General features: G+C 58.2%; 26 protein-coding genes and 1 tRNA gene. 21 read left to right on the top strand and 6 right to left on the bottom strand.

The genetic code is table 11. From position 1 onward, the window contains the following. The first annotated feature begins 679 nt into the window (after window positions 1–679). The 8 genes from DW796_RS08140 to DW796_RS08105 all read left to right on the top strand — a co-directional run bounded on the left by DW796_RS08140 (window position 680) and on the right by DW796_RS08105 (window position 8237). On the top strand, window positions 680–1672 hold the full coding sequence (locus tag DW796_RS08140) for an ABC transporter substrate-binding protein (protein ID WP_158567716.1): 993 nt from the start codon (window positions 680–682) through the stop codon (window positions 1670–1672). A 317-nt stretch (window positions 1673–1989) separates the two neighbouring features. Next, window positions 1990–2574 (top strand): ribosome hibernation-promoting factor, HPF/YfiA family, encoded by a 585-nt coding sequence (gene hpf / locus DW796_RS08135; protein ID WP_035137685.1) that lies wholly within the window; start codon window positions 1990–1992, stop codon window positions 2572–2574. A gap of 79 nt (window positions 2575–2653) precedes the next feature. Further along, window positions 2654–3607: a DegV family protein gene (locus tag DW796_RS08130; RefSeq protein WP_118094797.1), complete on the top strand. Its 954-nt coding sequence runs from the start codon at window positions 2654–2656 to the stop codon at window positions 3605–3607. Between the two features lie 98 nt (window positions 3608–3705). Continuing rightward, window positions 3706–4785, top strand: coding sequence for an NAD(P)-dependent oxidoreductase (locus DW796_RS08125; RefSeq protein ID WP_118094796.1), 1080 nt, complete (start codon window positions 3706–3708; stop codon window positions 4783–4785). 5 nt (window positions 4786–4790) lie between these two features. Next, window positions 4791–5219 (top strand): hypothetical protein, encoded by a 429-nt coding sequence (locus tag DW796_RS08120; RefSeq protein WP_117772898.1) that lies wholly within the window; start codon window positions 4791–4793, stop codon window positions 5217–5219. A 15-nt stretch (window positions 5220–5234) separates the two neighbouring features. Further along, a complete protein-coding gene (locus tag DW796_RS08115) occupies window positions 5235–5933 on the top strand; it encodes a hypothetical protein (protein ID WP_118094795.1) in 699 nt (232 codons plus the stop codon). A 6-nt stretch (window positions 5934–5939) separates the two neighbouring features. Further along, the gene (locus DW796_RS08110) at window positions 5940–7025 is read left to right on the top strand and encodes an isocitrate/isopropylmalate dehydrogenase family protein (RefSeq protein ID WP_117802809.1); all 1086 of its coding nucleotides are present in this window, start codon (window positions 5940–5942) and stop codon (window positions 7023–7025) included. A gap of 126 nt (window positions 7026–7151) precedes the next feature. Further along, entirely contained in the window at window positions 7152–8237 is a 1086-nt protein-coding gene (locus DW796_RS08105; protein ID WP_118094794.1) for a hypothetical protein, read from the top strand. Window positions 8238–8348: 111 nt separating this feature from the next. Here the strand turns inward: DW796_RS08105 and DW796_RS08100 are convergent, their stop codons facing one another. Beyond that, window positions 8349–8588, bottom strand: coding sequence for a helix-turn-helix transcriptional regulator (locus DW796_RS08100; protein WP_117654920.1), 240 nt, complete (start codon window positions 8586–8588; stop codon window positions 8349–8351). Window positions 8589–8597: 9 nt separating this feature from the next. Then, entirely contained in the window at window positions 8598–9236 is a 639-nt protein-coding gene (locus DW796_RS08095) for a DUF2975 domain-containing protein (protein WP_117637056.1), read from the bottom strand. A gap of 708 nt (window positions 9237–9944) precedes the next feature. Here DW796_RS08095 and DW796_RS08090 point away from each other — a divergent pair. The 8 genes from DW796_RS08090 to nagA all read left to right on the top strand — a co-directional run bounded on the left by DW796_RS08090 (window position 9945) and on the right by nagA (window position 16638). After that, on the top strand, window positions 9945–10388 hold the full coding sequence (locus tag DW796_RS08090; protein WP_117802811.1) for a PTS sugar transporter subunit IIA: 444 nt from the start codon (window positions 9945–9947) through the stop codon (window positions 10386–10388). Next, entirely contained in the window at window positions 10388–10669 is a 282-nt protein-coding gene (yajC, locus tag DW796_RS08085; protein ID WP_117583566.1) for a preprotein translocase subunit YajC, read from the top strand. The genes DW796_RS08090 and yajC overlap by 1 nt, the downstream gene beginning before the upstream one ends. Before the next feature lie 36 nt (window positions 10670–10705). Next, the gene (gene agaV, locus DW796_RS08080) at window positions 10706–11188 is read left to right on the top strand and encodes a PTS N-acetylgalactosamine transporter subunit IIB (protein WP_089572404.1); all 483 of its coding nucleotides are present in this window, start codon (window positions 10706–10708) and stop codon (window positions 11186–11188) included. 89 nt (window positions 11189–11277) lie between these two features. Then, window positions 11278–12078, top strand: coding sequence for a PTS sugar transporter subunit IIC (locus tag DW796_RS08075; protein ID WP_117648359.1), 801 nt, complete (start codon window positions 11278–11280; stop codon window positions 12076–12078). Then, window positions 12068–13150, top strand: coding sequence for a PTS system mannose/fructose/sorbose family transporter subunit IID (locus DW796_RS08070; protein ID WP_117716287.1), 1083 nt, complete (start codon window positions 12068–12070; stop codon window positions 13148–13150). The genes DW796_RS08075 and DW796_RS08070 overlap by 11 nt, the downstream gene beginning before the upstream one ends. Window positions 13151–13336: 186 nt before the next feature. Continuing rightward, entirely contained in the window at window positions 13337–14068 is a 732-nt protein-coding gene (locus DW796_RS08065; RefSeq protein WP_117802812.1) for a GntR family transcriptional regulator, read from the top strand. 114 nt (window positions 14069–14182) lie between these two features. Next, window positions 14183–15349 carry an SIS domain-containing protein gene (locus DW796_RS08060; protein ID WP_118094793.1) on the top strand — a complete coding sequence of 389 codons (1167 nt, stop codon included), beginning with the start codon at window positions 14183–14185 and terminating at the stop codon, window positions 15347–15349. Between the two features lie 119 nt (window positions 15350–15468). Continuing rightward, entirely contained in the window at window positions 15469–16638 is a 1170-nt protein-coding gene (gene nagA / locus DW796_RS08055; protein WP_117646248.1) for an N-acetylglucosamine-6-phosphate deacetylase, read from the top strand. Window positions 16639–16713: 75 nt separating this feature from the next. Here the strand turns inward: nagA and DW796_RS08050 are convergent, their stop codons facing one another. Further along, the gene (locus DW796_RS08050) at window positions 16714–17298 is read right to left on the bottom strand and encodes a flavodoxin domain-containing protein (protein WP_233539709.1); all 585 of its coding nucleotides are present in this window, start codon (window positions 17296–17298) and stop codon (window positions 16714–16716) included. Window positions 17299–17454: 156 nt separating this feature from the next. Here DW796_RS08050 and DW796_RS08045 point away from each other — a divergent pair, with 156 nt between their 5' ends. The 3 genes from DW796_RS08045 (at window position 17455) to DW796_RS08030 (ending at window position 20002) form a co-directional block, all read left to right on the top strand. Then, window positions 17455–18336 carry an aldose 1-epimerase family protein gene (locus DW796_RS08045; RefSeq protein ID WP_118094791.1) on the top strand — a complete coding sequence of 294 codons (882 nt, stop codon included), beginning with the start codon at window positions 17455–17457 and terminating at the stop codon, window positions 18334–18336. A gap of 59 nt (window positions 18337–18395) precedes the next feature. Next, window positions 18396–19331, top strand: a complete 936-nt coding sequence (locus DW796_RS08040; protein ID WP_117648435.1) for a hexose kinase — start codon at window positions 18396–18398, stop codon at window positions 19329–19331. Between the two features lie 197 nt (window positions 19332–19528). Then, a complete protein-coding gene (locus DW796_RS08030) occupies window positions 19529–20002 on the top strand; it encodes a YhcH/YjgK/YiaL family protein (protein WP_117778978.1) in 474 nt (157 codons plus the stop codon). 134 nt (window positions 20003–20136) lie between these two features. Here DW796_RS08030 and DW796_RS08025 read toward each other — a convergent pair whose 3' ends face one another. Together DW796_RS08025 and DW796_RS08020 are read right to left on the bottom strand one after the other, a co-directional pair. Further along, complete coding sequence (locus DW796_RS08025) at window positions 20137–20502, bottom strand: hypothetical protein (RefSeq protein WP_117564756.1); 366 nt, start codon at window positions 20500–20502, stop codon at window positions 20137–20139. Between the two features lie 781 nt (window positions 20503–21283). Then, window positions 21284–21359, bottom strand: a tRNA-Thr gene (locus tag DW796_RS08020). 207 nt (window positions 21360–21566) lie between these two features. Between DW796_RS08020 and DW796_RS08015 the strand changes: the two genes are divergently transcribed. Together DW796_RS08015 and DW796_RS08010 are read left to right on the top strand one after the other, a co-directional pair. Then, the gene (locus DW796_RS08015) at window positions 21567–22049 is read left to right on the top strand and encodes a PTS sugar transporter subunit IIB (protein ID WP_158567715.1); all 483 of its coding nucleotides are present in this window, start codon (window positions 21567–21569) and stop codon (window positions 22047–22049) included. A 454-nt stretch (window positions 22050–22503) separates the two neighbouring features. After that, complete coding sequence (locus DW796_RS08010) at window positions 22504–23769, top strand: ATP-binding protein (protein ID WP_158564966.1); 1266 nt, start codon at window positions 22504–22506, stop codon at window positions 23767–23769. A 194-nt stretch (window positions 23770–23963) separates the two neighbouring features. Here the strand turns inward: DW796_RS08010 and DW796_RS08005 are convergent, their stop codons facing one another. After that, complete coding sequence (locus DW796_RS08005; RefSeq protein WP_118094789.1) at window positions 23964–25016, bottom strand: aldose epimerase family protein; 1053 nt, start codon at window positions 25014–25016, stop codon at window positions 23964–23966. Between the last annotated feature and the right edge of the window lie 172 nt (window positions 25017–25188).

Below are 25188 nucleotides of genomic sequence, written 5' to 3'. Positions count from 1 at the left end.
GGGCGGAGGCGGGGCATGCCCCGCCTCTTACACCACATCTCTGCACGCTACCTAGATAATAAACGAATGAGGAATATCTTGGCGCCAAGCAGGCTGTGCGGAACTCAAAAAGGGCTCGTGGGGCGGAAAAACGCTGCTACTAAATTTGTAGCAGTACTCATATTTGCCGTTTTTTGCACACGGCACCCTTCTTAGGGTGCCCCGGAGCTCACCGTAGGGGAGCTTCGGGCTTCATGGGGGCACGAAAGGTCTGCTCCGACCTGCAAAATCTGTGCTCACGGTGCGAATGACGTCCCTAACCTTAAACTTTAGCTTGAACTTAGCTATAATGCGCTACGTTCCTGCCAGGCTGTGGTTGCGGATGGACGAAATGTACATCCTAGTCCAAGACAGACGCGGTCAAAGGGATCCACGTAAGCGACCGCGTGCGCGCGGCGCGATCATGGCGCGTCCTAGATGTAAGCCGCACCGTCCGTTCTACTTTCTTTGGGGCAATACCGCCTCGCGGGCGAGCGGGCCAGTCGTGAAGGTGGCTACGGCTTCCCGAGCAAACACCCCGGTGCGCAAGTGTGGGGTCAAATACCAGGTCAGCTGGTGGGAACAACCCGTTATTCCGCGCAACGCACGGATTGTATACGACACAGAAGGCAGGGTAGTGGACATGGTGAGGGGCAGCTTGATGCACGCGGCTCGGTTAGGTGCTGGGACCGCGGCGGTCATTGCCGTATTGGGCTTGAGCGGATGCGCGTTCAATCCACTGTCCACGTTCACGACACCCACGATTGACCAGATCGAGCGCGAGACCGTCACGCCGGCGGTGTCGGACGATGCCCTGGTCACGCCGGGAACCCTGACGGTCGCCCTCGATACGTCTGATGCCCCGCAGGCCATGCAGGACGCCGACGGAAACCTCACGGGCTATGCGGTCGATGCCGCTCGTGCCCTTGCAAGCCGTATGGGCCTTAAGGTTGCCTTCGTCGATGCGTCTTCTGCCGATTCCGCGCTTGGCGACAAAAAGGCCGACATCTTCATTGGCGACATCAATTCCACGGATGGTGACATCAGCGCGCTTGGTACTTGCCTGTACGACGCTGCGGCAGTGTTCGGAAAGACGAGCGACGGCGAGTCTCTGAGCGTTTCCACCGAAACGCTTAACACCGCTACCCTGGGCGTTCAGACCTCCTCGGCCTCGCAGGAAGCGCTCGCCAAGCAGAGCATCACGGCCAACCAAAAGACCTTCTCCAACATCAACGAGTGCTTTGAGGCACTCGAGTCCGGCGAGGTCGACTACGTGATCTGCGACTCCACGGCCGGCGGCTACCTTGCGCGCCTGATGAGCCAGGTCTCTTACGTCGGCACGCTCGAGACGCCCTCGACGCTCGGCGTCGCGGGCCTCTCGGCCAACGACGAGCTATGCCGTGCCGTGAGCGATGCCCTCGACGGTATCACGGTCGATGGCACGCTCGAGGCGGTCCACTCCGTTTGGTACGGCACGATGCCCTATGACCTCACCACCAAGACGGTCTCGGGCGCCGACGTGCAGTCGACCGACACCGGATCCAGCGAGTCCGCATCCTCCGATTCGAGCAGCGAGGGTGCATCCTCCGAGGATAAATCGTCCAGCCAGGAGGGCACTATCACCGACGACGACATTAACAAACTCAATAGCTAGTTATTGCTAGGGGTGGCCTCTCCTATGCGCTAGGAGAGGCGCCTCTTCACGGTTTCAACACGCATTGCCGGGCTCTCCCAACAGGGGAGCCCGGCTTTTTCGTTCCCATAAAACCAGCAGTTCAAAGACATTTTTTAGGTGCAAAACCAAGGTCGCTGTCGCCTTCCTATAGCGCACTTTGCCACAGAAAAGTGCGAGACTTCGGTATGCGGTATCAAGCAATCGTTATTCGGGTCTTTAGGAATCCGCGTGATTAAATGCACGGCAATGGGTACATAGCCAGTACAGTAAGTCCCCGAGGCAGATTGGAGCCACGTATGGATATCAAGGTTTCTGGACGCAAGACGACGGTAACCGATGCTCTGCGTGCGCATGTGGACGAGAAGATCGGCGAGGCGCTCAAGGTTTTCGATATCGAGCCCATGACAGTCGACGTCGTGCTTCGCTATGAGAAGAACCCCTCGAACCCCAACCCGGCAATCGTCGAGGTTACGGTTCGTGCCCGCGGTTCGGTGATTCGCGTTGCCGAGCACGGTGCAGATATGTACGCCGCCATCGACCTCTCCGCCGATAAGGTCACCCGCCAGCTGCGCAAGTTCAAGACCAAGGTCGTGGACAACCGCCAGGGCGGTGCCAGCGCAGCGGATGTCGCGCCGGTCGAGCGCGTCGAGGATCTGGCCGACCTGCTGCTGCCCGAGGAGGAGGACGACCTGCTCGTCCGCGAGAAGGTCATCGATGTCACCCCGATGACTGAGGAGCAGGCGCTGGTGCAGACCGATTTGCTCGGTCACGACTTCTACGTGTTCGAGAACGCGACGACTGGCCTCATCAATGTGGTGTATCACCGTAAGAATGGTGGATATGGCATCATCAAGCCCCGCATCGAAACACTTGACGAGTAAAATACGTTAACTTGCATGAGTTAACGGTTGGCGGCCATCCCATGCGGGTGGCCGCCTTTTTACGTAAGGAGTCGCTTTGATGGACAAGGCCGCATCCGCCGGTCATTCGGACCGTTGCCGCATCGTCGTCGATACCTGCTGCGACTTTAGCCCCGAGGTCGCCGCGAACCTCGATGTCGATATCTTGGGTTTTCCCTTCATTATCGATGGCGAGGAGCGCACGGATGACATCTGGTCGAGCATCACACCCAAGGAGTTCTACGACCGCATGCGCGCCGGTGCCCGCGTGTCCACCTCGGCTGTGTCGCTCGGCCGCTATATCGAGTTCTTTACCGAGTGCGCCAAAGAGGGTGCGCCCACGGTCTACCTGTGCTTTACCTCGGCGCTGTCGTCGAGCTACAACTCCGCGTGCCAGGCGGCGGACGCCGTGCGCGCCGAGTATCCCAACTTTGAGCTGTACGTGGTCGACAACGCTCTGCCCTGTGCGACCGGCGAGCTCTTGGCGCTTGAGGCCGTGCGCCAGCGTTCGGCGGGACTGACCGCCAAGCAGCTGGTCGACTGGGCAAACGAGGCCAAGACCTATGTCCACGGTTACTTTACGCTCGAGAGCTTTGACGCGCTGGCTGCCGGCGGCCGCATTCCGCCCGCGGCGGCACAGCTCACGGCAAAGCTCGACGTCAAACCCGAGCTGTCCTACGACCTGGCCGGCTCGCTGTCGCTGATCGGCGTCAACCGCGGTCGCAAGAAGGCGCTCAAGTCCATTCTCAAGTCGTTCCGCGAGAACTATGTGCCCGATCGCACCATGCCCATCGCCATTATGACGGCCGATGCCGAAAAGGACGGCGACTGGCTCGAAGCCGCCATCCGCAAGGAGGAGGGCTGCGCCGACGTCACGATCATTCGCAGCTCCGTCGGTCCTACCATCGGCTCGCACGTGGGCCCCGGCATGGTGGCCTGCGCGTTTTGGGGTAAGAACCGCGCCGACAAGGCGTCGCTTTCCGACCGCATCGCCCGCCGCGTGCGCGGTCAGTAGGCAAGTAACGCGGCCGTAATCGATCCCAACTCACAGCCCAAACGCTGGCACCGAGTATTCAACCTGGTAATAACACCCAACCCAAAAGGAAAGGCTTCATGGCAAACAAGCTCTCTGTCGCATTTATCGGCACCGGAATCATGGGTGCCCCCATCGCCGGCCACATTCTGGACGCCGGCTATCCCGTCACGGTCAACAACCGCACTAAGTCCAAGGCGGCGGCGCTTATCGAGCACGGCGCAGTCTGGGCCGATACGCCGGCAGATGCCGTGGCGAACGCCGACGTCGTCTTTACCATGGTGGGTTATCCCTCCGAGGTCGAGGAGCTCTACCTGGCGGGCGACGGCCTGCTGGCCTGCACTAAGCCCGGCGCGGTGCTGATCGACCTCACCACGAGCTCGCCCGAGCTCGCCCGTGACATTGCCGAGGCCGCCCAGGTTTCCGGCCGCATGGCGTTTGACTGTCCCGTCACCGGCGGCGAGTCGGGTGCTATCGCCGGCACGCTTACGGCTATCGTTGGCGCTACCGAGAACGACATCGCTCCGGTCCGCGATATCCTTTCCACCTTTGCGGCAACCATCTGCTGCTTCGATGGTGCCGGCAAGGGCCAGGCTGCCAAGCTCGCCAACCAGGTGTCGCTGGGCGCCTGCATGGTCGGCATGGCAGACGCCATGGCATTTGCCGAGCTGAGCGGCCTTGACCTGGAGAAGACCCGCCAGATGATCCTGGGCGGCACCGGCAAGTCCGGTGCCATGGAGAGCCTGGCCCCCAAGGCGCTCGACGGCGACTACAAGCCCGGCTTTATGGTCGAGCACTTCATTAAGGACCTGCGCCTGGCCCTTGCCTACGCCGACGACCGCGAGCTCGCGCTGCCCGGTGCCGACGTGGCCTTTACGCTCTACGATATGCTTGACGCCATCGGTGGCGCCAAGCTGGGCACCCAGGCCATCACGGTCCTCTACAAGGAGGAGGCCGACGCCATCGCCGCCGGTCTGGACTGGTCGCAGTATCGCCCCGAGGAGCACGGTGCCCACGAGGACGGTTGCGGTTGCGGCGAGCACGGCGACGACCATGAGTGCGGTTGCGGCCACCATCACGGCGAGGACCACGAGTGCTGCGGCGGCCACGGCCATGATGACGGCCACGAGTGCTGCTGCGGCCACCATCACGGGGAGTAGCGCCTATGAGCTGGACGTTCGTGGTGCTTGCGCTGGTGCTCTTTCTCTTTGCGATCTACATCGGCTTTTTGTGCGGCCAGTGGGCCTGCGAAAAGCGCGTCATCACCAAGCGCGACTACTGGATCGCCAACTTTGCAGGAGCGGCGGCAGTCGTCCTGCTGACTTGGGTGTTCTCGCTGTTCCCGCTGGTGCAGTTTGCGCCGATTGGCTGGCTCGGCGGCTTTATCGCCGGCCTTAAGATGAGCTTTGGCGAGTCCGTCGGCCCGTGGCGCAAGCACGACGAGGTTTTTAACGTCAACAAAGCCCATCGCGCCGCCGCCGATGCGGGCGATGCCGAGGAGCGCCGCCGTGCGCGTCGCAAGGGCGCAGCCAACCGGCAGCTCATCTCGGTCACCGATGACAGCAAGGGTGCTGGCAAGCACGCTAAGAAATAGTAAGAAGAGGTAACTATGGCAGAAAATAAAGACGAACAGCTCACCGACGAGGAGCTGGCACAGCTTCAGCTGGCAGAGGAGAACGAGAACGCCGTCGACCGCCTGGTCCAAGAGCTCGGCTGTCCCACGCGCCGCATCCGCCAGTTTGCCGCCCGCGTGCTGCACCTGCTTGCCGAGCGCGATCCGCAGCGCGTCGTGCCCTGCGTGCCCGCGCTGATCGAGGCGCTCGATCGCCCCGAGGCGCAGACCCGCTGGGAGGCCCTCGATGCCTTGGCGGCACTCGCCACCACCTGCCCCGAGCAGATGGAGGACGCCTTTGAGGGTGCCGAGACCGCGCTGTTCGACGAGATCTCCTCCACGCTGCGCTATGCCGCCTTCCGCCTGCTGTGCGTGTGGGGTGCCACGAGTGTCGAGCGTTCGCGCGAGGCTTGGCCCATCCTGGACGAGGCCATCCAGTGCTACCACGGCGACCTTGAGTATCGCGACATGCTCGGTTGCCTGTACGAGTTTTGCCAGGGCGAGATCGACGCCGAGGTCGCAGAGAAGCTTGCGCTGCGCCTTAAGTTCGATGCCGAGAACGGTAAGGGCAGCTATCTCAAGGCCCGTTCGAGCGAGATTTGCGAAATGCTTGTTAAACGTTTTGACCTGGATCTCTCCAAAAAGAAGAAGCGTGCTAGCGTTAAAAAATCTGACGACGCCGAAGACGAGGAGTAACAGATTATGGCGCACGATGTAGTCCTGATTCCCGGTGACGGTATCGGTCCCGAGATTACGCAGGCTATGCGCCGCGTGGTCGAGGCCACCGGTGTCCAGATCAATTGGAACGTCCAGGAGGCCGGCGCCGGCGTCATGGACGAGTTTGGCACGCCGCTGCCCCAACATGTGCTCGATGCGGTTGCCGAGACCAAGGTTGCCATCAAGGGCCCCATCACTACGCCGGTCGGCACGGGCTTCCGCAGTGTCAACGTGGCCCTGCGCAAGCACTTCGACCTGTATGCTTGCGTGCGCCCCTGCCTGTCGCAGCCGGGCGACGGCTCGCGCTTCCGCGACGTCGACCTGGTCATCGTGCGCGAGAACACCGAGGACCTCTACGCCGGCATCGAGTTCGACGAGGGTGCAGCCGAGGTCGAGGAGCTCTCACAGCTCGTCGAGCGCTCGGGTCAGAAGACCTTTGCCGCCGATTCCGCCATCTCGATCAAGCCCATCTCTATCGCCAAGAGCCGCCGTATTGTGGAGTACGCCTTTGAGTATGCCCGCCGCTGCGGCCGCAAAAAGGTGACGGCCGTGCACAAGGCCAATATCATGAAGGCGACCGACGGTCTGTTCCTGCGCGTTGCGCGCGAGGTGGCCGCCAACTATCCCGATATCGAGTTCAACGACAAGATTGTCGACGCCACCTGCATGGGCCTGGTCCAGAACCCCAACGACTTCGATGTCCTGGTGCTGCCCAACCTGTACGGCGACATCGTGAGCGACCTGTGCGCCGGCCTGGTGGGTGGTCTGGGCATGGCCCCCGGCTCCAACATCGGTGCCGACTGCGCCATTTTTGAGGCAACGCACGGTTCGGCACCCGATATCGCTGGCCAGGATATCGCCAACCCCACGGCCGAGATTCTGTCTGCGGCTATGATGCTCGATCATCTGGGCGAGAACGATGCAGCCAATCGTATCCGCGCCGCCGTGTCCGCCACGCTCGACGAGGGTAAGCAGGTTACCGGTGACGTGCGTCGTGCCCAGACCGGCTCCGTTGAGGGCGCTGTGGGCACGCAGGCCTTTGCCGATGCCGTTATCGCGCACCTGGCCTAAGGTATGCACGCTGCAAACGCCTAAATAGTACTTAAGTGTTTGCGTATAACCTAAGAATCAATACGCCCGGCGCCTCGTCGGGCGTATTCTATTGAGGACTATGTTTCCTAACAAGGAGTAACTGATATGGGTCTGATTCAAAAGAAGGACGAGAAGGACGAGATCGACGGCATCCAGATCATCGAGCGCGGCGAAGGCCCCGACGGTGACGAGGACGAGAAGATCGATCTGGTCGCCGGTACGTCTGCCGAGCACATTGCTGCCGGCACGACCGCCGAGGAAGAGGACGCTCGCCTGGAGGCAAAGATCGCCGCGGACGCCGCCGACGAGAACCTCATGTCCGAGGAACAGGGCGAGGACGACGGCTCCGACGCGGACGACCGCGCATCCAACCACAAAAAGACGATGATTGCCGCCTTTGTGGTTGCAGTCGTGATCGCTGCGGTGGTCGGCTTCTTTATTGGCAATGGCGGCTTTGGCGGCAAGGGTGTCGGCTCGGCGACCCTCACCGAGGACCAGCTCGATTCGAACGTGGCAAGCTATAGCTACAACGGCAAGAAGAGCGATATCACCGCGCGCGAGGCCATCGAGAGCCAGTACAGCCTCGATACCGTCAAGGATAGCAACGGCAACTACACCGCCCCCTCTGCCGACGTCATCCTGTCTTACGTGCGCAACAAGATTCTGCTCGATGCTGCTGAGGACGAGGGCATTACCGTCTCCTCTAAGGAGATGAAGAAGTACGCCGAGGATTCTATCGGCACCTCGGACTACGACACCATGGCCAAGCAGTATGGCGTGTCCAAGGACCAGGCCAAGCAGATCGTCCGTCAGTCCGCGACGCTGCAGAAGCTCTACAAGAAGAAGGTGGGCGATGCTTCCGCGAGCATGCCGACCGCTCCGACCGAGCCTTCTGACGGCAACGAGGACACCGCGAGCAAGGATTACGCCGACTACATCATCAACCTTGCCGGCGACGAGTGGGATAGCTCGAAGGGCACCTGGAAGGACGCCGACAGCACCTATGCTAAGGCCTTCGCCGACGATGCCTTTACCGCCGATAGCGCCACCTATAAGCAGGCCATGACCGCCTACTACACTGCCTATCAGCAGTATTCCTCGCAGGCCTCGAGCGCCAGCTCCAAGTGGACCGAGTATGCCAACGGCCTCTATGCCAAGGCCAACATCAGCATCTACGGCCTGTTTGCGTAAGATCTGCCTGAGCTTTCGAGCGCGAAGGCGAAATATCTGATTGAGCCCGCTAGAACGCATCGTTCTGGCGGGCTTTTTGCGTTGAGGGCGTGATTGGCGGCTTAATTATGGCTATTCATCTTTAAGCCCAAAGAGGCTATCGGCTTCATCGTCAGGTATGTATTCCAGAACATCGCCCGGTTGGCAGTCGAGTGCCCGGCATATCGCGTCAAGAGTTGAAAAGCGCACGGCAGAAACCTTGCCCGTCTTGATACGCGACATATTGACCTGGGAGATACCCACGCGTTCAGCAAGCTCTTTGGATGAAATCTTGCGTTCGGCAAGCATGCGGTCGAGCCGCAGAATAATCATGGATTCCCCCTAGAGCAACTCGTCATCTTGTTTTTGCAGGATACACCCGTACTGGAAGATGCTAGCAATCAGGCTAATAATTAGGCCTGCAAAGAGCATAGAGAGGTCGAGATGCTGCCCGCCAAGTGCATCCGTAAAGCTGCCGCCAAATCCTGAGAGTATCAGCCCTGTGACTATGGCACCAAAAAGTTTCACGGCGGCGCCGCCGATAAGGAACAAATGTCCTATTTGACGTAGTATGCGAATGCATTCGAGGTCAAAGGGCCTGCCCGCCTTTTCAATGGCGGAGAAAAACCTGTATGCGCTTAGCGCGATGGCAAGCGCGAGGCATGCCATCATGCCGCTCCCTATGGCAGTATGACCGTCGTGCGCGACAAGCATAAGAGGAGTCTGTTCATTGGTGCCGACGAGAGCGAGAATTGGCCCTTCGCTAGCCTCAAGCTCTACGGATTGGAGACAGAACCCTTGGGAGAGGCTAGGCAATATGAGTAGATCGTAGATTGCAATGACTGCGAGGAGTCCCAGAGCGAGCGCCACGATGGTGCAGATTGTGCCCCATTTGCAGTAGCGAGTGAGCTTCCTCAGTTTGGCTATTGCCTGTTCACGGTCGATGGCTTCATTCGATTTGGATACGTTCCAGCGGATCATAGCTCCTCCAACCAATGTCTTGGATGATACTTGTATCTTATATCATACTTAATGATAAACGATAAACAATTACAGATTAGAGTAAGAGTAAGTAATGTTTGTGAGACGAATAGCGAGAGCTTGTGGCATATTTAGGGAGTGAGAGTTTGGCACGTGGGGGATGGACGAGTATCTAAATATCCTGCAACCGCGCAAGTGCTTCATCGGGTCTCCCTAATTCATCCGGGAAAACGGCCGTAAACGATTGCAAATAACCGGTGAACGGTCGAAAACTACCGTTCACCGATAATATCGAAACTGGTTCTTACTGGTATTAAGTCAAAAAGACCAATTCACAAATCTTCACAATGACCTGCAATTTTTCTACACGCCATTTTTAGCCACCCTGCGTTGTTTAGACACAAAAAAAGTTCCAATCTTTCGTCAAATCATTTCGAAACGGTTTCAAAACCGCAGGTAGAAGTGTTAATGAGCGGTAAACGGTCGATTTTTCACCGTGAACGGTGCAAAAACGTTTTACTGTATGAATCAACGAAAGCAACCTCTTCTGTGGTGATATAGTGACAACAACACGTCACGTGGTTACTACCAGTTAAGAAACCACTGGTCTTTAAAGAACGCTTTCCAAGAAGCTTTAAGGGCACTCGCCCGCTGGCTTCCGAACATCATCGGACTCAGATCGTACACACCTTCGGAAGGGAAATTTGAATGGTTGGCTTTATTCTTACCGGTCATGGACAGTTCGCACCCGGCCTTGCAAGCGCTATCGCTATGGTTGCCGGCGACCAACCCGCTTTTACCGTCGTTCCTTTCGAGGGCGACCAGGCTGCTTCCTACGGTGAGGATCTCCGCGCCGCTATTACCGCCATGCGCGAGGAGTGCGATGGCGTGCTCGTCTTTACCGACCTGCTTGGCGGCACCCCGTTCAACCAGGCAATGATGATTGCCCAGGATGTCGACAACGTTGAGATTCTGACAGGCACTAACCTTCCCATGGTTATTGAGCTTCTGTTCCTCCGCGGCAATGCCACGCTCGCCGAGCTTGGCGAGCAGGCCGTGACCGTTGGCCAGACGGGCGTCACCGCCCAGACGGTCGCATCCGTTGCCAGCTCCGAGGATGAGGATATCTTCGGCGACGAGGACGGCATCTAATGGCCGATTTCGGAGCCAGCGTCCTGAGCTCCTCGGTTGCTCTTTTAGGCCTGCTTGTCATCATGGGCTTGATTTACACCATCTGGTCGCAAATCAACATGAAGAAGAAACAGAAGTACTTCAAAGAGCTACACACCGAGCTCAAGCCGGGTCAGGAGGTTCTTTTCGCCGGCGGTATCTACGGAACCGTCAAGGGCATCGAAGGCGAGAAGGTCCAGATTAAAGTCCGATCCGGTGCCGTCGTAGATGTTTCGCGTTACGCGATTCAGGAGATTAAGTAACTGTCGTCAGCAATCAACGAAAGGAAGCTGATCAACATGGCAGAACCCAACATTCTTCTTACCCGCATCGATAACCGACTGGTTCATGGTCAGGTCGCAACCCAGTGGAACTCCACCCTGGGCTCCAACCTCATCCTCGTCGCCAACGACGATGTGTCGACCAACACCATGCGTCAGAACCTCATGAAGATGGCCGCTCCCGCCGGCGTCGCTACGCGTTTCTTCTCCCTGCAGAAGACCATCGACGTCATTGGCAAGGCGAGCCCGCGCCAGAAGATCTTCATCGTGGCCGAAACACCGGAAGACGTGCTTACGCTCGTCAAGGGCGGTGTGCCTATAAAGAAGGTAAACATCGGCAACATGCACATGTCGGAAGGAAAGCGCCAAGTCGCCACCTCCGTCGCAGTTAACGACGAGGATGTCGCTGCGTTTAAAGAGCTGCAGGAATTGGGGGTGGAGTTGGAGATCAGGCGCGTTCCGAGCACGCCTGTTGAGGATACGAGCAAGCTCTTCTCGTAATCCTCGTGATCCACGTTGTCAGGAGTGAAACCCTGACATTCTGTACGTGAACCAAAAGTGCGTACATACATTTTGAAAGGAGGAGCAAGATGGAATTCTCGATCATTCAGGTCGCACTGGTCTTCGTTGTTACGTTCATCGCGGCAATCGACCAGTTCAACTTCCTCGAGTCTCTCTATCAGCCCATCGTCACCGGCGCCGTCATCGGTCTTATCCTTGGCGACCTCAACACCGGTCTTCTCGTGGGTGGTACTTATCAGCTCATGACGATCGGCAACATGCCGATCGGAGGCGCTCAGCCGCCTAACGCCGTCATCGGCGGCATCATGGCAGCCATTCTCGCTATCGCTACGAAGCTCGAGCCCAACGCGGCAGTCGGCCTCGCCATTCCGTTCGCTCTGCTTGGCCAGCTTGGTGTTACCCTGGTCTTCACGCTTATGTCCCCGCTTATGTCCTCGGCCGATAACATGGCTCACAACGCGGACACCAAGGGCATCGAGCGCCTGAACTACTTCGCCATGACCCTGCTCGGCCTGATCTTCGCTATCGTCGTCACGCTGTTCTTCATCGCTGGCGCCACCATCGGTGCGACCATCGCCGCCGCCATTCCGGATTGGCTGCAGACCGGTCTCTCCGCTGCAGGCGGCATGATGCGCTTCGTCGGCTTCGCCGTCCTGCTCAAGGTTATGATGAACCGCGATATGTGGGGCTTCTTCCTCATGGGCTTTGGCCTCGCGCTCATCACCGTTGCCAACGATTCTCTGGCAACCCCTGCTCTGCTCATCCTCGCTCTCATCGGCTTCGGCATCGCCTTCTGGGACTTCCAGCAGCAGACCGAGCTGAAGGGTGCAGCTGTTTCTGACGGAGGTGACTTCGAAGATGGCATCTAATGAGTATGTGATCCCGGAGCACTACGAGGATCTCACTCCTGCTCCGCAGCTCGACCAGAAGACCCTCAACAAGATGGCTTGGCGCTCCTGCTTCCTGCAGGCCTCGTTCAACTACGAGCGTATGCAGGCCGCTGGCTGGCTCTACTCCATCATCCCCGGTCTGGAGAAGATCCACACCAACAAGAACGACCTCGCGGCTTCCATGAGCCACAACCTGGAGTTCTTCAACACTCACCCGTTCCTCGTCACCTTTGTTATGGGTATCGTGCTTTCGCTCGAGCAGAACAAGGTTGACATCCCCACGATCCGCGCCGTCCGCGTCGCCGCAATGGGCCCGCTCGGTGGTATCGGTGACGCCCTGTTCTGGCTGACGCTCGTGCCTATCACGGCCGGCATCACCTCCAACATGGCTATCAACGGTAACGCCGCTGCGCCGCTGATCTTCCTGGTGATCTTCAACGTCGTCCAGTTCGCTCTGCGCTTCTGGCTCATGAACTGGTCCTACAAGCTTGGCACCAGCGCTATTGACGCTCTGACCGCCAACATGCAGGCCTTTACGCGTGCCGCTTCCATCATGGGCGTCTTCGTCGTCGGTTGCCTGGTCGTCACCATGGGTGGCACCCAGATCAACCTCCAGATCCCCAACGGCACCACCCGCGGCATTGCTGCCCACACGGTTGTCGTCTCCGAGGAGGAGGCCGAGAACTTCACCGGCCTGGAGGGTATTGATACCGAGACCGCTGAGGCTGGCACCATGGCCATGACCGATGCCGACGGTAACGCTCTTACCGCTTCCGATGCCGACGGCAACGCTGTCGAGTGCGGCGTCACCGATCTGGGCAACGGCATGGCGTCCGTTACCTACGGTACCGTCACCGAGGATCCGGTCAACTTCTCCGTTGCCGACACCCTCAACACCATCGTCCCGAAGCTCGTCCCGCTTATGCTTACGCTGCTGCTTTACTACATGTTCGCTAAGCACAGCTGGACCCCGACCAAGGGCATTCTCCTGCTCTTCGTCCTGGGCATCCTGGGCGCTGGCCCGCTTGGTCTCTGGCCGAGCATCTGGTAAGGCTCTAGCTTGAGGGGTGTGTCCCTACGCGGCTCACACCCCGACCCCTTAAGCCATGTGTATGTTAAAAGCCGCGTGCTCGAAAGAGCGCGCGGCTTTTGTTTTCTTAATGATTCGGGTGTTGCGGACAGATAATGCTTAACACCCAAGGTAGTTAGCCGAGTTCGAGCAAAAAGGGAGGATAGAATGACGATCGGAGCGCGCAAACAGCCCCTATACGATCAGCTGGTCGATATTCTGACCGAAAAGATTGACCATGAATATCATGCCGGTGACATGATTCCTTCCGAGCGCGAATTATCGGAGCGCTATGGTCTCTCGCGCACCACAGTGCGCCTGGCCCTGCAGGAGTTGGAACGCTTGGGGCTGGTGGTTCGGCAGCACGGTCGCGGCACCTTTGTGACCGACCGTTCGGCAAAGGTAACCAATCTTACGCAGTCCTACAGCTTTACCGAGCAGATGCGTGCGATGGGTCGCGAACCAGAGACCACGATTCTCGATTTTTGCGAGATGGAGGCCGATAAGAATCTGGCCGAGCATATGGGGTGCCGCATCGGCGACCGTATCTTTAAGCTCAAGCGCCTTCGTTCCGCCGACAACATGCCCATGATGGTCGAGCGCAGCTATCTGCCGGTGCGTAAGTTCTTGTCGCTCAAGCGTCCGCTCTTGGAGCGTAAACCGCTCTACGATGTGATTGAGCAAGATTTCCAACAAAAGATACGCGTGGCCGAAGAGGAGTTCTATGCGAGCATAGCCCGTCCCACCGACGCTCACCTTTTGGGAATCGTCGAGGGCTCGCCAGTGCTCGATTTGGTCAGGACTACGTATAACGAGTCAAACGAGGTTGTGGAGTATACGCTCTCGGTTGCTCGTGCCGACCAGTTTAAGTACAAGGTTTATCACCAGCGCAACGATTAATGATGCACTTGTTTCGTTGTGTTGATTCTTTGCAGTCAACTGGTTACTACCAGATAACCAACTGAAGTGTATAATTGCACGTCAGAGGATTACTTCTAGAGAGAGGTATTAGAAATGTTCGAGAAGAGTGTCGAGGAGCTCACCGAGCTCGGCGCCCAGATCACCACGGCCGAGATTGCTCAGCAGCCCGAGCTTTGGCGTGATACGCTCAACATCTATCGCGAGAACAAGGAGGCCATCGAGGCCTTTCTGGCTGAGGCTCGCGCTATGGGCGAGGGCCGTCTGTCCGTTGTCTTCACCGGTGCCGGTACGTCCGACTATGTTGGCGATACCTGCGCCCCGTACCTGCGTCACGCTGGCAACACTGATCTCTACGACTTTAAGCCCATCGCCACGACCGATATCGTGAGCGCCCCGCGCGACTTCCTGCGCGCCGAGGATTCCACGCTCGTGGTTTCCTTTGCCCGCTCTGGCAACAGCCCCGAGAGCCTTGCCGCCGTCGCCGTTGCCAAGGAGCTCGTCCACAACGTCAAGTTCCTCAACATCACCTGCGCTCCCGAGGGCAAGCTCGCTGTCGAGTCCGCTGATGACCCCAATGCGCTGACGCTGCTCATCCCGCGCGCCAACGACAAGGGCTTCGCCATGACCGGTTCCTACACCTGCATGACCCTGCTCTCTACCCTCATCTTTGACGAGGCTTCCGACGAGCAGAAGGCCGAGTGGGTCGAGACCATCGCCAAGATGGGCGAGGAGGTCATCGCTCGCGAGTCCGAGGTTGCCGATTACCTGGCTGGCGACTTCAACCGCGTGACCTACTTGGGTTCCGGCTCCTTCGGTGGCCTTGCCCAGGAGAGCCAGCTCAAGATCCTCGAGCTCGCTCACGGTCTGGTCGCTACTTCCTACGACACCTCTATGGGTTATCGTCACGGACCCAAGTCCTTCGTCGACGACAAGACCCTCGTGTTCGTGTTCGTCAACAACGATGCCTACACCCGTCAGTACGATATCGACATCCTCAACGAGATCGGTGGCGACGAGATCGCTCAGCACACCGTTGCCGTTCAGCAGGATGGCGCTACCGTCTACGAGGGCGAGTCCTTCACCTTTAAGGGCTATGAGGCACTCCCCGAGGGCTACCTTGCCCTGCCGTTCGTGATGTTTGCCCAGGCCATCAGCCTGCTCAACTCCGTGCGCGTGGGCAACACGCCCGATACGCCGAGCCCCACCGGCACGGTCAACCGCGTGGTTAAGGGCGTGACGATTCACCCCTTCACCGCTTAATCGCGTCCCCCCTGTAAGGGCGCCCGTCCGCTCATAACGGCGGGCGGGCGCTTTTTGTTTTCACTTGGACCGGGTATAAGCATCACCACAGTCAACTGCTTTAGAAGCAAGGAGTGCATATGAGCACGTACGCAATTAAGGCTGACAAGTTCTTCTTGCCGGCAGGTCCGCAGCTGGGCGGCTATCTTATGGTCGAGGATGGCGTCTTTGGCGCCTGGCAGGCCGACGAGCCCTCTTGCGAGATCAAGGACTACACGGGATCGTGGATCGCACCGGGTATGGTCGATACCCACATCCATGGCTTCTACAACCACTCAACTACCGATAACGACCCCGAGGGTATCGATATCAGCTCGACTGAGCTCGCCCGTCGCGGTACCACCAGCTGGCTACCCACGACGTTCACCGATGGCGTCGAGCAGATCAAGGACGCCTGCGCCGCCATCGCTCAGGCGGACGAGGGTCGCGGCCCCGACTTCTGCGGTGCTCGCATTCAGGGCATCTACCTGGAGGGCCCCTTCTTTACCATGAAGCACGTGGGCGCGCAGAACCCCGCTTATCTTATCGATCCCTCCGAGGAGGTCTTTGATCAGTGGCAGGAGGCTGCGGGCGGTCGCATCGTTAAGAGCGCCATGGCGGCCGAGCGCGACGGTGCCGCTGCTTATGCGGCTGCTCTGAACGCCAAGGGTGTGGTGACCAGCATCGGTCACTCCGACGCCACCTACGATGAGTGCATCGCCGCCATCAACGCCGGTGCCAGCTGCTTTACGCATACCTATAACGGCCAGCGCGGGCTGCATCACCGTGAGCCCGGTGTCGTGGGTGCTGCTATGTCCACGTCCGAGACCTACGCCGAGATCATCTGTGACGGCAAGCACGTAAACCCTGCCGCCATCAAGGCGCTGCTGCAGGCCAAGGGCTGGCAGCACACGGTACTCATCACCGACTGCCTGGGCTGCGGCGGCATGCCCGAGGGCAGCTACACCAGCGGCGGCATGGACGTCATCATGAAGGACAACCTGTGCTGGCTCGCCGATGGCAAGAGCATTGCCGGTTCGGTGCTCACGCTTGCCCAGGGCGTCAAGAACATCGTCGACTGGGGCATCGCCAGCGCCGATATCGCCATTCGCATGGCAACCGAGGTGCCGGCACGCTCCGCGCACATCGAGGATAAGTGCGGCAGCATCATGCCGGGTCGCGACGCCGACTTTGTCGTGTTCGACCATGAGCTCACCCTCGTCGAGACGTATGTTGGCGGCCAGAGCGTCGGCAACGCCTTTACCGAGTAACGAAAGAAAAAGACGGCGGGCCCGAATCTGCTCGGACCCGCCGTACGGGTTAAACGCTCAAAAGCACCTTTACAGTTACAGCTTGCTAGCGGTTTTCTTTGCCGTACGCTTAACGCCGGCCACCAGGCCTCCTGCAGGATGCTCCTTCTCGTATGCTAGGCGCTTCTCGCGCTTGGCGTACTCTTCGACGATGATGTCGCCATACTCGTCTTCGATCTTGTCGAAGAAGTCGACGGCGCCCTTAATTTCCTCAGCGTTCGGGTGCCCCTTTTGGACACCGCCGGTGAGTTTGAACGGCCCCCACGTATCAAAGCCGGGGCAGCCGTAGACGCCCATAAAGATGGCCTGCCTCATGCGGCAGATGCCATCGATATCCTTGCCGTACCACTTGTTTTTGCCACCGTAGGTCATAAGGCCAAACACCTTGTCCTGCGGCTGCAGCACGTTCGTGAGCACGCGTGCCATGTCCTTGTCGATCTCGGAGTAATAGATGCCCGTGGCGACACCGATCAGATGATATTCGTGCAGGTTGGGATACTCGTTTTTGCCGAGCGCCTTGACGTCGAGGGTATCGATTTCGGGGTGCGCCTCGACGATGGCGTCCACGAGCTTTTTCGTATTGCCGTGGTGGCGTGAGGCATAAAGGATGATGGTTCGCATAAGAAGGCCTTTCAGCTGTAATTGCATCAATGTCTGTATGGTACCCCGTTGCATGGCTGGGATACCGGATGCATCGATGAACGTGCGGGTTTGTCCTTTGGTCAGGGCCGAGACGGGTTCTTGCGAGCAAAAAGCAGTTGTTCGAAAGGATGGACAATGGAATACGCTCTCTCCAACGATTCGATTTCTATCAAGGTCTCCACGGCCGGCGGCTCGTTTACCTCGATTGAGGCTGGAGGTCGCGAGTACCTGTGGCAGGGTGATCCCGCCGTGTGGTCCGGCCAGGCACCGATTTGCTTCCCGATTTGCGGAGGCCTGCGTGATGGTAGCGCCATGACGTTTGCCGGGCATCATGTAAAGCTCGCTCGCCACGGCTTTGCGCGCAAGCAGGAGTGGAAGCTGCTGAGCCAAGGCGAGAACGAGTTGGCTATGTGCCTGGCTTCGGAGGATAACGCCGCGCTGCTGAGCGATTATCCGTATCCGTTTAAGCTCGTCGCCCGCTATACGCTCGAGGACGCTGCCGTGCGCGTCTCCTATGAGGTGACCAACGAGGGCACCGAGGACATGCCGTTCTTTATCGGTGGACACCCCGGCTTTAGGTGCCCGCTCGACGAGGGCGAGGCCTATACGGACTACGAGCTACGCTTCGAGAAGGACGAGGCGGCGGAGCTTTGCACTGCCGTCCCCTCGACTGGCTTGATTGACGTGACCAACCGCTCCAAGAACCCCATGGTGGGAAAGACGCTGCCTCTATCGCACGAGCTCTTCGATTTTGCGGAGACCATCTTTGACGTGCTCGAGAGCCGTCAGGTCACGCTTTCCAAGAAGGGCGAGGACAAGGGCGTCCGCCTGAGCTTTGAGGGCTTCCCATATCTCATTGTGTGGAGCAAGCCCGAGGGCGATTTTGTGGCAGTTGAGCCCTGGGGCGGCCTTTCGACCTGCTCCGATGAGGACGACGTGCTTGAGCATAAGCGTGGCTGCCTTGTCGCCAAGCCCAAGGAGACCGTCGTTCGCTCGTTCACGATTGAGATTCTGTAATTCCGTTTTGTCGACTCGTATCGCGAGGCACAAGGAGCCTGCGAGATAAGGAGCTAAAAATGATCCTCACCGTTACGATGAACCCGTCCGTCGATACACGCTATCAGCTCGATGAGCTCATTATCGACGACGTTAACCGTGTGACGCCCGAAAAGACCGCCGGCGGCAAGGGTCTCAACGTGGCCCGTGTACTGGGTCAGCTGGGCGACGACGTTGTGGCAACCGGTCTACTCGGCGGCCACATGGGCGCCTACATGGCCGAGCTCATGGATGCCAACGGCATTAAGAATGATTTTGTACCCATCAAGGGCGAGACTCGCATTTGCCTTAACATCCTCCACGCCGGCAACCAGACCGAGCTACTCGAGAGCGGCCCGACGATTGCCCCCGAGGAGCTCGATGCCTTTACCGCCAAGTTCGCCGAGCTTGCGAGCAAGGCCGCTGTCGTTACCATCTCGGGTTCGCTGCCCCGTGGTGTCGAGGCGGGCTACTACGCCAAGATCACGGGTATTGCCGAGAACGCCGGCGCCAAGGTGCTGCTCGATACCTCGGGTGCTTCGCTCGAGGCCGCCCTTAAGTCCGAAATTAAGCCCGAGCTGGTCAAGCCTAACCTGACCGAGATTAACGGCCTTCTGGGCACGAGCTTTACCACCGACGATGTGGACGAGCTCCGCGCCGCGCTCGCCTCTGATGCCCGCTTCTCCGATATCCCCTGGGTCGTCGTGTCCATGGGCGCTGCCGGCTCCGTGGGCTTCCATAATGGCCGTGCATTCCGCGCCAAGACCCCCGATATCCCCGCCGTTAACGCTACGGGCTCTGGCGATTCGACCATTGCCGGCTTCGCGCATGCGATTGCTGCTGGCGCGGATGACGAGACGGTGCTGCGTACCGCCAACACCTGCGGCAAGCTCAATGCCATGGATCCCATGACCGGCCATCTGGTCATGGACCGTTGGGACGAGGTCTACAACGGCGTTGTCGTGACCGAGCTGTAAAAGCCTGGGCGTCGGCCCCGGCATTGCTTGCTAGCTCATGTCGACGACAAGTGCGGTAGCATTATGCTGGGGCGCGACGCCGAGTTTGTCGTGTTCAATCCCGACCTTACCCTGGTCGAGACGTATGTGGGTGGCAACAGCGTCGGTAATGCATTTACCGAGTAGCTGCCAAATAAACGATCCGAGAGGGGATTTAGATGATTTACGGTGCATTGGGCGATATCGAGGAATACCGCGGAATGCTCAAGGGTCTCGATGTGCTGATCGACTGGCTCGAGGAGAACGACCCGGCGGAGCTCGAGGTCGGCAGCCATCCGATTCTGGGCGACAAGGTCTTTGCGAACGTCATGGCTCCCACGACGCGTCCCGAGGCCGAGGCTCACTACGAGACGCATCAGCGCTATCACGACTTGCAGATTGACGTCGAGGGTCGTGAGGCCTTTAAGGTTGCCACGGGCAGCCTGACGCTGGTCCAGGAGTTTGACGAGAAGGACGACTACGACCTGGTCGATTCCGACGCCTCGATCGCCGGCGATCTTGCCGACGACAAATTCGCGCTGTTCGTTGCCGGCGAGCCCCACATGCCCACGCTCGAGTTCCCGGGAGATGGCGCACAGCCGGTCAAGAAGATCTGCTTTAAGTTGCTTGCCGACGCCTACTGGGAGGAGTAGCGAGCTGCTCGGCTGAGCTGTTCGTCTGATGGCGTGATTCCCCTAGGGAAATCACGCTAGGACCCCGCCAAACGGGTTTTCCCTAGGGAAATCACGTTTGGCGGGGTTTTCTGTTTTGAATAGGGAAGCCTCATTTATTTGCGAAGAACATCGGCTAGCCGCAGGATTGAAATCATCGACCGATAAGTGAGTTCCACTTTTTCGCCCGCAAGCAGTCGTTTCGAGCCAATCTCATCTAGCCCCACAAGCCGAGAAAACAGCGGGCCGCTCATCGTGCCATCGTCAATTGATTCCCTTATGGTCTTCAAAACGTCCGTATCATGAAGCGATGCCGAGCTGTAGGGGGCAACACGAGCGGAACTCTCAATTAACGACGAGACAAAAGGATGGAGATGCTTTGGACATAGTCCATCAAACACCACATCCCCATTGTCGTTCGAGCCGACCAGGCGCCAAGTATAATGATCGACCCAGTCATCTCCGTCATATATGGCGTCCATGAGCAACTTCCCGTCTAGAGAGAGAAACCTATTTGGACATCGGGGCGCAAGACCGCAATCCATATCGGACCTGCAGCAGCTCCAACCCAACGCACCACTTAGGTTCCCTTTCGTACATGTGTATCAATCTGCCCCGAAATGCCGGTGAATGCAATTCCAGACCCGTTTGTCGGATAGCAATCGACGTATTTTTGTTTTCCGCTCACAACCTTGTATAGATAAATCGTTCCAGCAAAAGAGAAGGAATCGTTCGCAATTTTGTCCGGAAGAACTTGCCACCTCAAAATCCCGCTACCAATATGGTCAAGCTTGACCGTTCCGCCGTCCCCCTCAAAAGTGGCAAGGGGATTTACCCCAGACTGAGAGTCGGCATCGCCCTCCTTAGCAGTTATCAGCAGGCTGCCCGTATAAGACTGCTAAGGCTCACCTTCAGGACAGGCAGCCTTGGCCCAAGAAGGGCCACTCAGGCAGAACAGTCCGAGCAGCATCAATACCAGCAAAAGAAAACCCTTAGTTCTTTTCATCTATATCGCCAATATCTCTCGACATTTGTATATTGAGACTATTTTAGATCTATATGGCCAATTTGAGCCCTCACCATGGCAATTGTTGCAGCTTGGTTTCTTTTCATTAAGATTTCACTTTGGTAAATCCCCGCCCCTAAGCATTAAACCCGAAGTCCACCGAGTGGGCCGCCGTTGACGTGGCGATGTTTGGATTGGCGCGCACGCACTCAAAATCGGCAACAAAAAAGCCGCCCGAAGGCGGCTATCTTGTGTAATGGAGCCAGCGACCGGGCTCGAACCGGTGACCCCCGCTTTACGAGAGCGGTGCTCTACCAACTGAGCTACGCTGGCGGCCATATGATGACGCAACTGAGGCGTCAACGGCTGTCTATGATACGGGACATCGCACATCCGCGCAAGTGTTCTGACGGCTTTTCTCACTTTTCATGCACTAATATTGAAGGCGTGATGTCTGCGACGCCTCTTTGGTGCTTGACCTGCTGTCGAGTCAGCTGCCGGCATCCTGTTCGTATGGATGCCGAACGAAACGAGGCGGCGATGGCCCAGCCCAAGATTCTCCTTACGCGTATCGATGATCGCTTTATCTATGGGCAAGATGTTGAGCTGTGGAACGAAGTCGCAGGCACTAACCTTGTCCTGGTCGTCAACGACGAGATTGCGGCTGATTCGCGCAAGTGGGCGCCTATGAGGGTCGCGGCGCCCGAGGGCGTGTGGACGCGGTTTTTCTCGGTGCAAAGGACCATCGACATCATTCATACCGCAACGCCGCGCCAATTGATCTTGATTATGGTTGCCTCGCCTGTCGACGCGCTGGCTCTGGTTAAGGGCGGGGTGCCCATCACCAAGATCAGCGTCGGCCATATGCGTGCGGGGGAGGGCAAGCGTTCCGTGACGCCTGCAGTCGCCATAGACGATGCGGACGTTGCCGCCTTCAAAGAGCTGCAAGAGCTCGGCATAGAGCTGGAAATCCGCTATCTCCCCAGCTCCGACCCCGATCCCATCGAGAACCTGCTCGCGTGATTACCTGGGGGCGGAGGAAAACGGATCGTATTTTCCCGTGGAGGAGCGGCGAGATACCCTCGGCCAGGAATTGGGGCCATCTACTACTTTTGGTCGCTTACCTCGAAGCACGATGAAAATCGCAATATTAAAACTGCAGGTAGCGAACGTGCAATTTTTGAAAATAGGGGCGTATGGTCAGGGGTGCGGGAGTAAAAGTAGTAGATGGGCGCAATCTGTAGCGCGCCGATTTCAGGCATGTTGGCGCATGTGTCGGAGCTATGAAAAGAGTGTCCCTTTCGACTAGTCTTTTAGAACGTCAATGACTGCACCACAGCTTAAGCCGTTCGCAAAAATGGCTCCTAAATCTGTTTCGTTAATTGAATTGCGTAAATATGGTTAATCACAGAACCGAAATTTGGTTAAATGTAAACTGTAAATTAAGTTAAACGCGCTGGTAGCAATGGTGATAAATATGCCAAAAAAGTACTACACTAGAATTGTCGAAAATGAGCTCGACCAGCTGCTGGGTATATTCGGTGCCGTTCTCATCGAAGGACCGAAATGGTGTGGAAAGACGACCACGGCCGAGACCCGTGCGGCGTCCAGGCTCCTTCTCATGGACCCGTCCCGCAACTTCGAGAATCGCTTACGCGCCGAGACGGATCCGGCTCTTGCCGTTTCCGGCGAGGTGCCGCGGCTGATTGACGAGTGGCAGGAGGTTCCGAAACTCTGGGACGCGGCACGGTTTGAGTGCGACAACCGCGGCGGTGAGCCTGGCCAATTCATATTTACGGGATCGGCAACACCGCGAGACGACGAACGCCCGATGCACAGCGGCGCTGGAAGATTCGCCAAACTGCGCATGGACACCATGACGCTTTTCGAACTCGGGAAATCCAGCGGTGCGGTTAAGCTATCGGGCATTATTTCTGGCGAAAAGTTCAATGGAGCTTTCGGGTCGCTGGATTCTGCCTCGATTGCCGAGTGCGTTGTTCGCGGTGGATGGCCCGCCGCGGTCGGACACGATGCGCGGGCGGCGTCCGCGATGGCCAAACGCTATATCGGCATAGTCGCCGAAGAAGATTTATCTCGTGTTGATGGCTCTCGCCGCGACCCTGAGAAGGTCAAAGCCGTCATCGAATCGCTTGCGCGCAATGAATCCACTTTGGCGACACTCAAGACGCTCGTAGCCGATCTTGGCGGAGAGGTGTCGAGACAGACGGCGGCATCATATATATCTCTTCTTGCTCGGGTTAGTTTCGTTCGCGATATTCCCGCATGGAACCCTGCAATGAGATCTCCGGTGCATTTAAGAGACTCAAAGAAGCATCACCTCGCCGACCCGTCGCTGGCGGCCGCCGCACTCGGGGCGACCCCGGAGACACTACTGCTAGATTTCAAGACGCTCGGACTGCTTTTTGAATCGCTGGTGCTTCATGATTTGTGGGTTTATGCGCGAGCAAACGGAATGGGCCTCTATCACTATCATGATTCTCGCGATCTAGAAGTCGATGCGGTCATTGCGGCTCCCGGCGGAACGTGGATTCCGGTCGAAGTTAAACTCAGCTCTGCTCAAATCGAAGAGGCGTCTGACAGCCTTGTTGCTGTCGAGAAACGCATGGTTGCCGCCGGAAACAACCCGCCGGTTTCGAAAGTCGTGATCATCGGGTTTGGTTCGCAAGCCTATGTTACCGAGCGTGGCGTCCAAGTTGTTCCGCTGGATGTTCTCGCGCCGTAACGCGACGGTCGAAGCGGGACGGACGCCACCATTGCGCGCGAGGACACGGCATCATCGATGATGCGGCGGCCACATTCGACAAAGAGTGCCCACAACGACTAGTCGTTTAAGAACGTCGCAGGCGACTAGGTAGTAAAGCGCCCGTCGGGGGAGGTGCCGGCGGGCGCTGCTGTGCGATATGTTGCGTTATGGGCTTAGTGCCTCATAAAGTGGTACTCGATCACATTGCTGTAGGGGTGACCCGGGCCCACAATGCCCTGCGGGAATAGCGGCTGGTGCGGCGTGTCGGGGTACATCTCGGCCTCGAGGGCAAAGCCGGCGCCCCAACCATAGTTGGCGTCGTCCTTGGCGTGCTCGTCGCCCAGCCAGTTGCCGGTGTAGAGCTGCACGCCCGGGGCAGTGGTGTAGTAGTCCATCTCACGACCGGTCCACATCTCCTCGACGTGCATCGCGCGGCGCAGGTTGCGGCCGTACTGATAGCCATCGATGCACAGGCAGTGATCGTAGCCACGGGCCTGCTTGATCTGCGGGTCGTCGGCCTCCATGCCGGGTGCGACGGGGCGAAGCTCGCGAAAGTCAAACGGTGTTCCCTCGACCGGGGCAATCTGGCCGGTGGGAATGTTCTGCTCATTGATGGGCAGGTAGTGGGCGGCGTTAGCGACAAAGAAGTGCTCGCAGTCCATGCCGGCGTTATGGCCGGCAAGGTTAAAGTACGTGTGGTTGGTCATGGACACGTACGTGGCGCGGTCGCTCTCGCAGCCATATTCGATGCGGAAGACGCCGGTGCGCGTCACGGTAAACACGGCCGTAAAGGTGCGGTTGCCGGGCAGGCCCAGCTCGCCATCCTTAAGCGAGGTGGTCATGCGCACGGCGTTATGGACCTCGTCGAGCTCAACATCCCACACGCGCTTATGCAGACCGTGCTCAAGATCGCTGTGCAGGTTGTTGGCGCCCTCGTTGGCGGGCATATGCCAGTCCGTGCCGTCGATGGTGATCGTGGCGCCCGCGGTGCGGTTTGCCACGGGGCCGATGGTCGCACCAAAGCAGGCGGGGTTGTCAAAGTAATCCTCGAGCTTATCGAAGCCCAGCACCACATCTCGCACGTTGCCGGGAATGTCGGGCACATCGATGCCCAGCACGGTGGCGCCATAGTCCATAATGCGAACGCAGATCTCGGGCCCGTTGAGGGTGTAACGATGAACGGGGGTGCCGCACGGCGCGGTGCCGAAAAGCTCGGAAGTGATCATTTGGTTCCTAACATCGAGGTATTTCCGACAAACTCTAGCGCGAACAGGCGAGATTATCACTACACCCCACTAAAGCTGGGGGTATTTTTCTCAAAAAAGTGATGATTGGAGCTGTGCGGGCGTTCATTTTTGACGCGTACGAGTCTGATACAATTTGTTCGTTACTGTTTGA

Source organism: Collinsella sp. AM31-2AC (assembly GCF_003469285.1).
GTDB classification, from domain to species: Bacteria; Actinomycetota; Coriobacteriia; order Coriobacteriales; family Coriobacteriaceae; genus Collinsella; species Collinsella aerofaciens_AT.
This window is presented reverse-complemented; position numbering and strand designations above follow the sequence as displayed.